16 protein-coding genes and 1 riboswitch are annotated in these 14,851 nt (G+C 31.3%); of the genes, 6 read left to right on the top strand and 10 right to left on the bottom strand.

The features are described 5' to 3' along the window. The first annotated feature begins 13 nt into the window (after positions 1-13). The 4 genes from E4T68_RS03070 to rlmH are packed head-to-tail and all read left to right on the top strand — an operon-like array spanning position 14 to position 1,852. The gene (locus tag E4T68_RS03070; protein ID WP_135124009.1) at positions 14-280 is read left to right on the top strand and encodes a YlbG family protein; all 267 of its coding nucleotides are present in this window, start codon (positions 14-16) and stop codon (positions 278-280) included. A 34-nt stretch (positions 281-314) separates the two neighbouring features. Then, positions 315-878, top strand: coding sequence for a 16S rRNA (guanine(966)-N(2))-methyltransferase RsmD (gene rsmD / locus E4T68_RS03065; protein ID WP_135124007.1), 564 nt, complete (start codon positions 315-317; stop codon positions 876-878). Continuing rightward, positions 871-1,383: a pantetheine-phosphate adenylyltransferase gene (gene coaD, locus E4T68_RS03060; RefSeq protein WP_135123999.1), complete on the top strand. Its 513-nt coding sequence runs from the start codon at positions 871-873 to the stop codon at positions 1,381-1,383. Before rsmD ends, coaD begins: the two co-directional genes overlap by 8 nt. Next, complete coding sequence (gene rlmH / locus E4T68_RS03055; RefSeq protein WP_135123997.1) at positions 1,373-1,852, top strand: 23S rRNA (pseudouridine(1915)-N(3))-methyltransferase RlmH; 480 nt, start codon at positions 1,373-1,375, stop codon at positions 1,850-1,852. Before coaD ends, rlmH begins: the two co-directional genes overlap by 11 nt. Before the next feature lie 265 nt (positions 1,853-2,117). Here the strand turns inward: rlmH and E4T68_RS03050 are convergent, their stop codons facing one another. Next, positions 2,118-3,167, bottom strand: coding sequence for an IS30 family transposase (locus tag E4T68_RS03050; protein ID WP_135123995.1), 1,050 nt, complete (start codon positions 3,165-3,167; stop codon positions 2,118-2,120). Positions 3,168-3,347: 180 nt separating this feature from the next. Continuing rightward, positions 3,348-3,452, top strand: a riboswitch (SAM riboswitch). 94 nt (positions 3,453-3,546) lie between these two features. Between E4T68_RS03050 and metK the strand changes: the two genes are divergently transcribed. Both metK and E4T68_RS03040 read left to right on the top strand, forming a co-directional pair. Beyond that, the gene (metK, locus tag E4T68_RS03045; protein WP_135123993.1) at positions 3,547-4,743 is read left to right on the top strand and encodes a methionine adenosyltransferase; all 1,197 of its coding nucleotides are present in this window, start codon (positions 3,547-3,549) and stop codon (positions 4,741-4,743) included. A 70-nt stretch (positions 4,744-4,813) separates the two neighbouring features. After that, positions 4,814-5,119 carry a DUF4298 domain-containing protein gene (locus E4T68_RS03040; RefSeq protein ID WP_135123991.1) on the top strand — a complete coding sequence of 102 codons (306 nt, stop codon included), beginning with the start codon at positions 4,814-4,816 and terminating at the stop codon, positions 5,117-5,119. A 167-nt stretch (positions 5,120-5,286) separates the two neighbouring features. Here E4T68_RS03040 and E4T68_RS03035 read toward each other — a convergent pair whose 3' ends face one another. The 9 genes from E4T68_RS03035 to E4T68_RS02995 all read right to left on the bottom strand — a co-directional run. After that, entirely contained in the window at positions 5,287-6,051 is a 765-nt protein-coding gene (locus tag E4T68_RS03035) for a TIGR01457 family HAD-type hydrolase (RefSeq protein WP_135123989.1), read from the bottom strand. Next, the gene (locus tag E4T68_RS03030) at positions 6,048-6,536 is read right to left on the bottom strand and encodes a YutD family protein (protein WP_209305052.1); all 489 of its coding nucleotides are present in this window, start codon (positions 6,534-6,536) and stop codon (positions 6,048-6,050) included. Before E4T68_RS03030 ends, E4T68_RS03035 begins: the two co-directional genes overlap by 4 nt. Before the next feature lie 86 nt (positions 6,537-6,622). Next, positions 6,623-7,582 (bottom strand): ABC transporter permease, encoded by a 960-nt coding sequence (locus E4T68_RS03025; RefSeq protein WP_135123987.1) that lies wholly within the window; start codon positions 7,580-7,582, stop codon positions 6,623-6,625. Positions 7,583-7,586: 4 nt separating this feature from the next. Then, a complete protein-coding gene (locus E4T68_RS03020; RefSeq protein ID WP_135123985.1) occupies positions 7,587-8,654 on the bottom strand; it encodes an ABC transporter permease in 1,068 nt (355 codons plus the stop codon). After that, positions 8,647-10,200: an ABC transporter ATP-binding protein gene (locus E4T68_RS03015; RefSeq protein ID WP_135123983.1), complete on the bottom strand. Its 1,554-nt coding sequence runs from the start codon at positions 10,198-10,200 to the stop codon at positions 8,647-8,649. Before E4T68_RS03015 ends, E4T68_RS03020 begins: the two co-directional genes overlap by 8 nt. A 156-nt stretch (positions 10,201-10,356) precedes the next feature. After that, positions 10,357-11,457, bottom strand: a complete 1,101-nt coding sequence (locus E4T68_RS03010; protein ID WP_135123982.1) for a BMP family protein — start codon at positions 11,455-11,457, stop codon at positions 10,357-10,359. Between the two features lie 248 nt (positions 11,458-11,705). Next, positions 11,706-12,383 (bottom strand): DNA repair protein RadC, encoded by a 678-nt coding sequence (gene radC, locus E4T68_RS03005; protein ID WP_135123980.1) that lies wholly within the window; start codon positions 12,381-12,383, stop codon positions 11,706-11,708. 278 nt (positions 12,384-12,661) lie between these two features. Continuing rightward, positions 12,662-13,798, bottom strand: coding sequence for a tRNA 2-thiouridine(34) synthase MnmA (mnmA, locus tag E4T68_RS03000; protein ID WP_135123978.1), 1,137 nt, complete (start codon positions 13,796-13,798; stop codon positions 12,662-12,664). Positions 13,799-14,180: 382 nt separating this feature from the next. Then, positions 14,181-14,851: transposase (locus tag E4T68_RS02995; RefSeq protein WP_167753786.1), on the bottom strand; the 671-nt coding region annotated here is incomplete at its 5' end.

Here is a 14,851-nt window from a genome sequence, read left to right as displayed (position 1 = left end):
GTGAGGATAAGATATGGAAAAAGTACAAAGAATAGGACTAATCGTTTGGGTATATTCTTTAAAAAACTTGACTAAATTAAACCGTTTTGGTGATATTCACTATATTTCAAAACGTATGAACTATGTATCACTTTATGTCAATGACACAAATCTTGAACAGGTAATGAAGCAAATTAAAGGACTTCATTTTGTACGCTTTGTTGAAAAATCATATTTTTCTGATATTGATATGAGTTTTAAACATGCATTAGAAAGTGATGAAATAAAACAAGAGGGGTAAATTTTCCCTCTTGTTTTATCATGGAGGTAAATATATGCGGATTATTTCAGGAAAATACGGAAAACGAAAATTAAAATCTTTACCTGGAGATAATACACGACCAACAACAGATAAAGTAAAAGAATCTATTTTTAATATTATTGGTCCTTATTTTGACGGTGGAACATGCTTAGATTTATTTGCAGGAAGTGGTGCTTTATCTATTGAAGCTGTATCTCGTGGAATGGATAGAGCAATTCTATTTGAAAAAGATAGAAAAGCGCAACAAATCATTCAATTTAACATTGCCGTCACTAAAGAAGCCGAAAAATTTCAATTAATTAAAGGTGACAGCAAACGAGGAATATATCACTTAAATCAACCTGTGGAGTTAATTTTTTTTGATCCACCATACGCTAAACAAACGATTAAAGAAGATTTATTAACTATTATTAAACTTAATTTAATTACCCCAAAAACAATGGTTGTATGCGAAACAGATAACAAAATTTTTCTACCTGAACAAATTGGTTGCTTTACGCAATGGAAACGTACCGTCTATGGAACTATTGCTGTTTCTTTTTATCATATAGAAGAAGAGGTGAGCAAAGATGAATAAACGTATCGCCATTTTATCTGGAAGTTTTGATCCTATTACCAATGGACATTTAGATCTAGTTGAAAGAGGCCTACACTTATTTGATGAGATTATTATTGTTGTATCAAGTAACGAAAAAAAATCTACATTATTCACTTTAGAGGAACGTATACACTTAATTAAACAAGCCATAAATCATCAACATGTTAAAGTAATTGGACACACAAAAGGTCTACTTGTTGATGTAGCAAAATATTATGGAGCAGTTGCTTTATTAAGAGGAGTTAGACAATCACAAGATTTAATTTTTGAGCAAACAATGGCAATGTATAATAAAAGAGAGCATCCAAACCTTGAAACTGTTGTACTATTTCCTAGAGAAGAACATGTTATTTTAAGTTCAAGTGGCATTAAAGAATTATTTCGTATTGGTGGAAATGTGTCAGATATGGTGCCTAAACATGTTGAGCATGCTCTTGAGTGTAAAATGGAACGAGAAATCTTGGAGATTAAAGATGAATATTAAAATTATCGCAGTGGGAAAATTAAAAGAGAAATACTTAAAAATGGGCATTGACGAATATACAAAACGTCTTGGTGCATATTGCAAATTTGATATTATAGAAGTTTCTGATGAAAAAACTCCCGAAAATTTGAGTCAAAAAGAAATGGAAATTGTTAAAGAAAAAGAAGCTGAACGTATTTTATCGAAAATATCTGATCAAGAAATTGTTGTTATTCTTGCTATTGAAGGTCAACTTATGAGTAGTGAGCAAATTGCTCAATATGTAGAAAACTGCGCTGTATCTGGAAAAAGTAAATTAACATTTATTATAGGTGGATCCCTTGGTCTAGCAGATTGTGTGAAAAAACGTGCCACTATTTCTTTATCTTTTGGGCGAATCACATTGCCACACCAACTGATGAGATTAGTATTAAGCGAACAAATTTATCGTGCATTTCGTATCATCAATAACCAAGCCTATCATAAATAATCTACTGCTAAGCATATTTATAGAAATTCATATCAATAAATTAACATACACAGTTAGCAAAAATACGCTACAAAAGTCAATTTTATCAACTGCTTACAGTTTATTTTTCCATCTCGAATTGTAAAGCCAAGTGCAACAGTACATGAAAAATACTAAAGTCACAGTCTATGTCTGTGTGCGACATAGTTGTTTTGTAATGGAATAGGTGTAACGGTCAAGGTATTAGCGTAGCGAGCCTTTACGGTTACACCTATTCTGTTATAGTTTATGTCGTTGCACACAAACGATTAAACATAGTATGAGGTGTATCATAGTCTAGTATACGTCTAGGTCTATTATTTAACGCATTTTGTATAGTTGTTATCATTTGAATAGGTACTAAATTAAATGATTTTCCCTTTGGTAAAAATTCTCGAATTAAACCATTGTGATTTTCATTAGTCCCTCGTTCGTACGACGCATACGGATGTGCAAAATATACTGCAGTTAAATAGCTTTCTAATTCTGTTAATCGTGAAAATTCTGAACCATTATCTGCTGTTATACTTTTAAACCATTTCTTACCATACTGTTTAAATATCTGTTTTAAAGCCTTGTTAACACATTCTGATGATTTTTCTTTTAACTTTCTGATAATAATAAATCGTGTCTTTCTTTCGATAAGTGTTAAAATAACAGACTCATTTTTAGTTATTTTCCCAATCATTAAATCAATTTCCCAATGACCAAAGGATTGGCGTAATGCCACTTCTACTGGACGTTGTGTAATAGATTTACCTAAACAGCGTTTATGTTGTTTCAAACGAGTAGGGGTTCTCTTGTGACGAATACGTACCATCCGTGGTAAATCAATTGGTTTTAATGGTATAGATTGATTGTGTATCCAATTATAAACAGTTTTAGTGCAAGGGACTATTTCATCAGAATGCTGCTTTTTATAAGTATTAACAAAGGAATCAACACTATGTATTCTAATCTTTTGAGATAGTGTAGAAATCAATTGTGACATAAACTGTGTAGATAGTTTATGCCGAATAGAACACTTAGTAGAGTGTTGTTTTCTTTGTTGAGATAGTAGATGAGCAGTATCACTAAAATATGTTGATTGTAATACTTCTTTATAGCCATAAAGGTATTGTTTTTGTAGAACAGAGCCACGTTTGATTTCACGTGAAATGGTGGATTTATGGCGATTCAGTAGTGTTGCAATTTTTGAAATAGTATAGCCCTCGTTTAATAATATTTCAATTTGACTTCTTTCTTTATCACTTAAGTGTTTATAGTGTCGTTTTGTGGTATAATGTACTTCAGACATGAAAATCTTCCTATCTATTTGGTTTGGCAACTTTAGTATAGCTGATTTTCATGTTTTTTTGTTTATTTTTATTTGTTGCACTTCATTTTACAACACGGGTTATTTTTCCATTATACACTAATGTGTGTAAATGACTAGACAAATATGCCAATATAGTATATGATACTTACAGTTAAATAAATCTTATCTAGAGTAGGTGGAGGGTAAAGACCCAAAGAAGCCCGGCAACCCCATAAGTCGTGGAAGGTGCTAAGTCTAAGCAAAGTTTACTTTGAACGATGAGTCATAATCATAGTTTAAATATAAGTGCGTGGCTATTCTGGATAATTTCAGAATAGTTTTTTCATATTCTATTTACAATAAAAAGGAGTTTTTTACTATGACAAAATATACATTATTTACATCAGAATCTGTAACTGAAGGACATCCTGATAAAATTGCTGATCAAATTTCAGATGCTATTTTAGATTCTATTTTATCTCAAGATGCTAATGCACGTGTTGCCTGTGAAACAACTGTAACAACTGGTTTAGCTTTGGTTGCTGGTGAAATATCAACAAGTGCGTATGTAGACATACAAAAAATTGTTAGACAAACAGTATCTTCAATTGGATACGATAGAGGAGAATATGGATTTGACGGCAATGCTATTGCTGTTTTAACTGCTATTGATGAACAATCTCCAGATATTGCCTTAGGAGTAGATAAGGCTTTAGAAGCACGTGAAGGAAAAATGAGTGATGAAGAAATTGAAGCTATCGGAGCAGGAGATCAAGGGTTAATGTTTGGGTATGCAAATAATGAAACACCAGATTATTTACCTATGCCAATTTATTTAGCACATAAACTAGCCAAACGTTTAACAGACGTAAGAAAAAATCAGACACTTTCCTATTTAAGACCAGACGGAAAAACTCAAGTTACCGTTGCCTATGATGAACAAGGAAATCCAGCTTTTGTGGATACAGTTGTTGTTTCTACCCAACATCACCCTGATGTTTCTCAAGAACAAATACGTCAAGACATTAAAACACATGTTATTGACACAGTTATTCCAAAAGAATGGTTAAGAAAAGAAACAAAATATTTTATTAATCCAACAGGTCGTTTTGTAATTGGTGGACCTGTAGGCGATACTGGATTGACCGGTAGAAAAATTATAGTAGATACTTATGGTGGTTATGCTCGCCACGGTGGTGGTGCCTTTTCTGGAAAAGATGCTACGAAAGTTGACCGTTCAGCAAGCTATGCAGCACGTTATGTAGCAAAAAATATTGTTGCTGCAGGTTTAGCCGATAAAGCTGAAATTCAATTAGCCTACGCCATTGGAGTTGCCAAACCTGTATCCATTTCAGTAAATACATTTGGTACTGGAAAAGTAAGTGAAGATAAATTAGTAGAGGCTATCCAAAAACATTTTGACTTGCGTCCTGCAGGTATCATTAATATGTTAGACTTACGTCGTCCAATTTATCAAGATACTGCTGCATACGGTCACTTTGGACGCAGTGATTTAAATTTACCATGGGAGCGATTAGATAAAGTTTCTGCTTTAAAAACATTATTGCCACAGTAAATTTTATAAAATATTTTGTTAGAATGAGATTTTATAGATATAATACATTAAAAGAAAAGAGGGAGTAAAAATGGATGCTTATGTACGTATTGCAAAAATGGAAACCATTTTAAATCAATATAACGATGTTTTACAACAAATTAATCCTCTTGTTAATCAACTTGAACAATTACAAAAAGACTATAAATCATTAATGGCATATTATCGTAGTCCAGAATACGATGCAGACTTTGTTTTGCCCTTAAAAGAAGATTTTCCCGAAGATTTAACTTGCCATGTATTAACTGAAGATGCAGTTTATGATTTAATTCGAGATAATTTAGACTTAGCCATCCAATTACTTGAATTAGGAACAACAATGGTTAAATCATCTTAATGCGTAAAAATAAATCGTGTTGGTAATTCTGACCAACACGATTTATTTTTTTGTTATATAGTTTTTAATTTATATTTAGTTTACATAATATAAATTATATAAAGTTATCAAACAAATAGCATTATAACAAAATACTTAAATTATAAAGTACTATTTTTAACATGACACTATATTGTCCATTCCCCTAAATGATTAACAATATATGTTGGTTGAATATCAACACGTGCCAAATCTTTACGTTGAGTAACTCCAGTTAATGTTAATAATGTGTCTATTCCATTGTTTATTCCAGCTAAAATATCTGTATTGTAATTATCACCAATCATAAGTAAATCTTGTTTAGCCAATCCAATCTTATTGACAGCTCCATTCATTATAATAGATGATGGTTTGCCAATTAAAAGCGGAGTAATTTTAGTTGTGGCTATAATTATTTTTGCAATAGCACCAGCACCTGGGATAAATCCTTTTTCAGTTGGATATTGTTCATCACTATTAGTTAATACATACGTTGCACCTTGTTGTATAGCAAAACACGCTTCTTTTATCTGATTATAATAACATGCTCTGTCTAATCCTTGTATAACCATTTGTGGAGAGCAATTATCTAATATAAAACCTGCCTCTACAATCTGTTGTTTCAAATCATCTTCCCCAATAACCATAATGCGTTCAATAGTTTGTTTTTTCAAATAATCTATACTGGCTAATCCACTTGTATAAATAAATGATTCATCAATTATTATATTAAATTTTTCTTTTAAAAATAATGCTATACGATTTGGAGAACGTGTTGAATTATTGGTGACACATAAAAATGGAATATCTTTCTTCAATAATGTATTGATAAACTGTTCAGCTTCATATAGACGTTTTTTTCCAATATACAATGTACCATCTAAATCAATTAAATAGCCTTTATATCTCCTCATCTATCTTGCCCTTTTCTAATCACAAAATCATGTTTTTTATGCTTAGGTTTTACAGCTTGTTTGGGTTTATAAGATGATTTTCGACGTGACTGCTGGTTTTTCTGATATTTAACTTTGTCTTCTTTGAACGGTAAAGGTTCTTCTACAGATTTCAGCACAAAATAAGCACATCCAAATGCACAATATTCTTTTAAATAATCTTCCAATGTATTAATTTTAGTTAATGGATCAACATTTTTAGTCTTTTCTTGATAAAAACCTTTTAAACGGAGTTGTTCATGGCCCCAATCCCCTACAATGTAATGATATTTTTGTAAAAGTTTTGTATATCTATCTTGAAAAGCATCAACTTGAAAAGCATTTCTATAATCAATCACTAATTCATATTCACGTTTATCAATAAACACTTTATCATCTTTAACATTAATTTTTGCTTCTGGAATATCTTGAAGTTTAATATTTTCTTTTCCTGTAATAGTATTCAAGCTTCGTGCTACCTACTTTCTATCTAAGTTAATACTATATTATCATAATTTAGGCAAACAAAAAAGCACGATGTGTGCTTTCTTGTTTATTTTGATTTAATATAATTTTTACCACCAGCTGCTGGAGCTTCTGCTTTACCCATAAAGACTACTAATACTACAATTGTAATGATATATGGCGCAATTTGTAAGTAAATAGACGGAATATCTTTGATTCCGGGTACCGCTGTACTAATTAATGCTAAACTTTGAGCCAAACCAAAGAATAAAGCTGATAGCATAGCACCTACTGGATTCCATTTTCCAAATATCATAGCAGCCATTGCCATAAATCCTTGTCCTGCAATCGTTGATACAGAAAAGTTTCTTGAAATAGACTGTGAAACAATTGCTCCACCAATTCCAGCTAAAAATCCAGAAATCAAAACACCACTATAACGTAATTTTGTCACACTAATTCCTAATGTATCAGCAGCTTGTGGATGCTCTCCTACTGAGCGTAATCTTAATCCAAAACGTGTTTTATAAATTAAAAACCATGATAAAATAGCTACTATAATGGTCAAGTACGACACAATATGTGTTTCTTTAAAGAAAATAGGTCCAATAACTGGTATCTCACTTAAAAATGGAAATGTAAATAATCCAAATGATTCTTTAATAATATCTGTTTGGCCTTTCCCATCATATAATACACGTGTTAATAAGACTGTTAATGCTGGAGCAATCAAATTCAATACTGTACCAGAAATAACATGATCAGCTCTTAAATTAATGGTTGCAATAGCATGAATTAAGGCAAATATAATACCTGCTACTCCACCCACAACTAATCCTATCCATGGCGTAGCTGGACCGAATGATTCAGCCATTTCTAAATTGAATACAACAGAGGCAAAAGCACCAACGCACATAATTCCTTCTAATCCAACATTAACAATACCACTTCGTTCTGAAAACGTACCTCCTAGGGCAGTCATAATTAGAGGAGCGGCATATAATAATGTTGACGTTACAATTAATGTAAACAGTTTTATAGTATCCATTGATTTACTGTGCCTCCTTTTTAGCAAATTTAACTTTTTCAATAACGAAGCGAATAATATAATTTGCACCAACAAAGAAAATAATAGTTGACGTAATAACACGTACTAATTCTGGTGGCAAATCAGTTGCTTGTGACATTTTAATACTTCCTGCCTCAAAAATACCGTATAAAAACGCAGACAAAATAATACCTAAAGGATGATTTAACGCTAAAAGAGATACTGCCATTCCAGTAAATCCAATAGCTAAAGAAATACCATTTTGAGAATAAATATTTTGGAATTGTCCTAATCCTTCCATAACTCCAGCTAAACCAGCTAAAATTCCACTAATAAACATTGAACGAATAATATTCTTTTTTGCATTCATTCCAGCATATTCAGCTGCAAATGGATTTTGTCCTACAGCACGTAATTCTAATCCCATTGTTGTACGTTTTAACATAATATGAATAATAATTGCAGCTAGTAAAGCAAGAAAAATTCCGGCATGGATACTAGAATTTTTAGTCATTTCAGTTAAAAATGGAATTTTTAAGCTAGCGGCATCTGGAATTTTTGCAGTTTTATCTGCAGACGGATTTGTTAAAACATTTCTAATGAGAAAATCACTAACATATAAAATAACATAATTTAACATAATAGTAACGATAACTTCGCTAGAATTGAAATAAGCTTTTAAAATCCCTGCTATACCAGCCCAAATTGCACCTGCTAATGCACCAACAAAAATACATAGTGGCAATAAAATAAATTGAGGTAAATTAGGAAATGCTAAAGCTGTCCAAACAGATGATAACCAACCGATTAAAGCTTGTCCGGGTAATCCTATATTGAAAAAACCTGCTTTAAATGCTACTGAAAATCCTAGAGCAGTAAAAATAAGTGGTGTCATCGCACGTAATGTCTGACCTATTCCATAAGGAGTTCCTAAAGCCCCATTAAGTAAAGATTGATATGCCTCAAATGGATCAGCACCAATGGCTGCAATAATAATTGCACCAATGGCTAAACCAAGAAATACTGATAAAATTGGCACTAAAATATTTTGAAAATTTTTCTGTTTATACATTAGACCCTCCTACAGTAACATTACTTTTATCATGCTTAACGCCTGCCATTAATAAACCTAATTCTCTCTCATTTGTTTCTTCTGGTTTAACAATACCTACAATTTTTCCGTCATGCATAACCGCAATTCTATCTGCAACATTCATAATTTCATCCAATTCAAAACTCATTAATAAAACCGCTTTGCCATGAGTACGTTGATCAATTAGACGTTTATGAATAAATTCAATGGCACCAACATCTAGACCACGTGTTGGTTGAGCTGCAATTAATAATTCCGGATTTCTGTCAACTTCTCGTGCAATAATAGCTTTTTGTTGATTTCCACCAGATAAAGCAGATACTTTCACTTTTTCATGTGGCGTACGTACGTCAAATTCATTAATCAAATGTAAAGAATAACTAGAAATGATTTTATCATCTAAAAATCCCATACGACTAAATGGTTTTTTATAATAGGTTTGTAAAATAATATTTTCCTCAACACTCATGTCTAAGACTAAACCATGTTTATGTCTATCCTCTGGAATATGCCCTAATCCAGATTTAGTAATATAACGTGGAGAATGATTAGTAATGTCTTTTCCGTTTAAGTGAATCGAACCATTTGTTGCTTTTGCTAATCCTGCTATAGCTTGGATTAACTCACTTTGTCCATTTCCGTCTACACCAGCAATCCCAAGGACTTCTCCAGCGTGAATAGTCAGATCAACACCTTTAACAATAGGTAGCCCACGCGATTCATTAACCCATAAATTTTTTATTTCTAACACTGGCTCTTTTGGTTGCGCCGGTGCTTTTTCTGTTTTAAAAGATACAGAGCGTCCAACCATCATATCTGCTAATTCTTGTGATTGAACATTTGCTACCTCAACTGTATCAATAACTTCTCCGCGACGAATAACAGTACATCTATCTGCTACAGCACGAATTTCATCTAATTTATGTGTAATGATAATAATAGATTTTCCTTCAGCTGCCAATCCTTTAATAATTTTTATTAGTTCATCAATTTCTTGTGGTGTTAATACTGCTGTTGGTTCATCAAAAATTAAAATATCAGCTCCACGATACAATGTTTTTAAAATTTCAACACGTTGCTCCATTCCCACAGTAATATCACTAATTAGAGCATCAGGATTAATATCCAAATTGTACTGTTTTGATAAATTTTCAATTTCTTTTTTTGCATGTTTAAGATTAACAATTCCTGCTATAATAGGTTCACTACCTAAAATAATATTTTCTGTCACAGTAAATTTTTTGACTAACATAAAATGTTGGTGAACCATTCCAATTTTCATCTTAGATGCAGCAGACGGTGAGGTAATTTTCACAGGATTTCCATTAATTAAAATTTCTCCACTTGTTGGCTGAAGCAAGCCACACAGCATATTCATTAATGTTGATTTTCCAGCTCCATTTTCACCTAATAAAGCATGGATTTCTCCTTTTTTTACTTGCAAATTAATATTATTATTTGCTGTAAAATCACCAAATTTTTTTGTAATGTTCTTCATTTCAATAACATAATTTGATTCAGACATTAACTTGAGTTCCTTTCTACTCTATTCAAACTTTTTATTGTAAAAGTTCCAAGTCTATTATATAAAAATTCTAACCATTACGCTATTATTTTACAATAATTTTACAAAAACCACCCATTGTTTTTGAGTGGTTTTTAATAGTATGTTTTTTTATGATTATTGTGCTAAATATGTATCTAATTCAGAATATGTACTAGGTACTTTGATTGAGCCATCAATAATTTTTTCTTTAACTTTTTTCAATTCTGTTTTGATTTCATCAGATAATTGACCATCTGTTAAATCAACAGCACCATCTTTCAATGTGTAACGTTTAATTCCTGCTTTGAATCCATTAGCTTCTGTATCTTTAGCAAATTGAGAAATTGCATCGCCTACTTTTTTCAATGTTGATGTTAAAGTAACAGATTTTTCTTCACCTGAAGATGTTTTATAAGCACCGTCTGTATGTTGATCTTTATCCACACCAATAACCCATAATTCTTTTGAAGGATTAGATGCCATTGAATCAGTTGCTGATGAGAATACACCTAAACCTGCACCACCAGCAGCGGCATAAATAATATCAGCACCACTTGTGTACATTGTGTTTGCTAAAATTTTTCCTTTTGCAGAATCAGAGAAAGATCCAACGTATTCTCTATCAATTTTAATATCCTTATTTACTGATTTTGCTCCTGCAACAAAACCTGATTCAAAACGAATTAATGTTTCAGATTGTACACCACCAATATATCCAATATGATTTGTTTTTGTTGCTTTTGCTGCTGCAACACCAGCTAAGAATGCTGCTTCATGTTCAGCAAATAAAATAGATGCTCCATTTTCTAATTTTTTATCTAAAACTGAATCAATTAGCACAAATTTAGAATCTGTATGTGTTGCTGCACCTTTATTTAATGCTTCTTCCCATTGGTATCCAACTCCAAAAATTAAATCATAGTTTGCATCTACTGCAGCAGAAATAGACGTTTCATACTCTCTTTCTCCAGATGGTTGAATATAATTATATCCTTTCACACCTTTAGAACGTCCTGTTTCTTTACCCCATGCTTGTAAACCTTCCCAAGCACTTTGGTTAAATGATTTATCATCTACTCCACCACCATCTGTCATCATTAAGACAGAAAACTTCTTAGATTCTTTTGCTGAACTTGCTCCTGTTGTTTCTGTTTTTGTAGATGAATTATTATTGCCACAAGCTGCTAATAATACAACTGCTGCTAATGATAACCCTAAAACTTTACGTTTTGACATATTAGAAATCCTCCTCAGTATTCATTCCTTTCGGACAATCTAAAGTATAGCATATAAATACGTAAAATCAAGTATTTTTTAATCCATTCTTTCGTTTTTCTATATTATACTCTATTTTGTAAACGCATCATATTTGTGAAAGCGAATCACATTCATAGAAAACACGAACATTATTCTCATTTTTTAGTGCATTGTTTCTGTTTCGTATAAAACAGCCAAAATTTATATCAAACGAACGATATATTTTCCTATATAAGTGATAATTCTTTTAAACTAATATACGTTTTATCACCGACAATAAAATGATCTAATACATCTATTCCAATAAGTTCTCCAGCTTCAATCATACGCTTAGTAAATAAAATATCTTCTTTACTCGGTTTTGGATTTCCACTAGGATGATTATGTCCAATAATCAATTTTACTGATCCAAGTTTTATAGCTTCTCTAAAAATATCTCTTGGTTCAGCTACAGATTTATTTGCAGAACCTATAAATATTGTTTTCTTTTTTATCAATTCATTTTTAGTGTTTAAATAAACAACTAATACATGTTCTTGATGTAAAAACTGTAATTCATGCATAAATATTTTTCCTGCGATTTGGCTAGATGTGATTTGACCATGCTTTTCTTGTTTAGTTAACATCATTCTTTTTCCAAGCTCTATTGTAGCAACAAGTTCAATTGCTTTTGCTTGACCAATGCCATTTATTGTCATCAATTCTTGTGGAGTGACTTGAGTTAAATTATATAAATTTTCAAATTTTTGTAATATAGCATTTGCTAAATCTAAAGCACTATTATTTTTACATCCACCTGTTCTTACTAAAATAGCCAATAATTCATGCTCTGATAAATAATCTGCACCATATTTTAATAAACGTTCTCTAGGTTTAGCATCTTTATGTATATCTTTAATTAACATGTTTTCACCTCATATATAATATACGTCAAATAACTATTTAGTTCGTGCAAATAAAAAAGAATGTCTATTTGTTTATAATTGCCAAGAAATAACCTGCAGAAATTTTTAATATTAAATTAAACCAAATATAGCACTTCATCAAAATATATTTCAAATAATTCATTAATACCCTTAGCTAGACTTGCCTACTACTTATATTCAAAGATTTATTTTTAGCATAACAAAAAGGTATAAATCAGTATTTTTGACGATTTATACCTTTCTTTAATCAACATTTTTTAACTATATTGCCGTTGTCCGTCATCATTAGAATAAGCTGCATCAATAATGCCACCACCTAAACATTCATCTCCCAAATATAAAACAACAGCTTGTCCTGGTGTAATGGCTCTAACAGGTTCTTTAAATACAATTTTTGCTGTAGCTTCTTGAGGATTCAAGTATACAGTAACAGGAATGTCTTCTTGTCTGTATCTAAATTTAGCCATACATTCAAATATACTTGGTTTGTCCTCATGAGTTGTAAAATGCATTTGACTAGCGATCAAATAATCAGAGTAAAGATAATGATGATGATACCCTTGTCCAACATAAAGTGTATTAGTTTGCAAATCTTTCCCAACAACAAACCAAGGTTCATGGACTGAATGTCCTTTGACACCTCCAATACCTAATCCTTGTCGCTGTCCGATTGTATAATACATTAATCCATTATGATTCCCAATGAATTCTCCGTCTAATGTTTTCATTTCCCCTGATTTTGCCGGTAAATATTGTGATAAAAACGTATTAAAATGACGTTCACCAATAAAGCAAACACCTGTTGAGTCTTTTTTAGTTGCTGTAACTAATTTAGTTTCTTTTGCAATCTGTCTAACTTCTTGTTTAGGTAAATGCCCCAATGGAAACATTGCTTTTTGTAACTGTTCTTGCGATAGTTGACTTAAAAAGTAAGTTTGATCTTTATTATTATCTATTCCTTTTAATAAGTGACTAACTCCATATTCATCAATTTCAATTCGAGCGTAATGTCCCATTGCAATATAATCTGCACCTAAATCTTTTGCATAATCCAAAAATGCTTTAAATTTAATTTCTTTATTACACATCACATCAGGATTTGGTGTACGATTTTTTTTATATTCATCTAAAAAATAAGAAAAAACATTGTCCCAATATTCTTTTTCAAAATTAACAGAATAATACGGAATACCAATTTGTTGAGCAACAGCTTCTACATCTTTATAATCTTCTGTCGCTGTACAAATGCCATTTTCATCTGTATCATCCCAATTTTTCATAAAAATACCGATAACATCATATCCTTGTTGTTTTAATAATAAAGCGGCAACTGAGGAATCTACTCCACCACTCATTCCAATAACTACTCTTATTTTACTGTTATCTTTTGTCATATTATCACCATCATTTCGTTCATTCTAAAGCGATTGAAGGTCGCCCGACCAGTTTATTATACCTTATTTTCTTATAATAGAATAGTACTTTTATTTAGCCCATTATTTTCAGAAAATTCAATCCTTGACTTGTTTTATAAAGAATATTATCTATGGCATTTATTAATAATGTTAAAAATGATGACTATGAGGAACACTATTTATCATTTTTAGGCTCTTCGTCAAATGATGTTGGTAAGTAAAAATTCCAGCAAATATTAAGTTGTTTTTTCTTAATAGGGCTAATTGTTGCTTTTCGAATCGGTATGCTTATTGTCAAGGTTTATAGCGTGAGCGTGCCTTGACAATAAGCATACTGATTTGATAGACTTTTCAGCCCATATTAAGATTGTTTAAATAATTTTTCTTGCACTAAAAATACTCGAGTTCGTAAATATGTAAAATATTTAAACCCATAACTCATGCGATTTAATAATTTTATTTTTCGATTTATCCCCTCAATAACACCGTTAGAATACTCAACTTGAAACGCTATTTTTATTGACTTTGCATACTTTATAAAAATATTAAACTTTTGTCTAAATAATTTTCTATTGGCTTTAGTGCCTTCTTTTATAAGATTATAAAATTCTGTATAATTTCGTTGTCTGTAATATGTTAATAACTCTCTTGTATATTCATACGCTTCTTTTAATTCTTCATCATATAATAATATCTCGTTAACAATCATCGTTTCCGTCAGCTCTGTCTTAAACAGATAATGATACACGTACTTTTTATCATCCAAATCTTCTTCATACTTCATCAATAATCGTCCATATCTCTTCATTCGTCTACCCATCTTTTGTTGGGTACTATCTGATTGATTAAGATATTTTTTCATAATCTGACATCTTAACTGATTAAATGTTCGATTGATATGTTGGACAATGTGAAATCTATCTGTAACAATTTCTGCATTCGGAAACACCTGTTTTATCCAACTACCATAATGTGCATTCATATCCATAACAACATAACGTACGTTTAAGCGTTGCTTTCTTGAATATTTTA

It is taken from the genome of Granulicatella sp. WM01, assembly GCF_004570605.1.
GTDB lineage: Bacteria > Bacillota > Bacilli > Lactobacillales > Aerococcaceae > WM01.
Note: the sequence above shows the minus strand (reverse complement) of the source record. Positions and strands in the feature narration are given on the sequence as shown.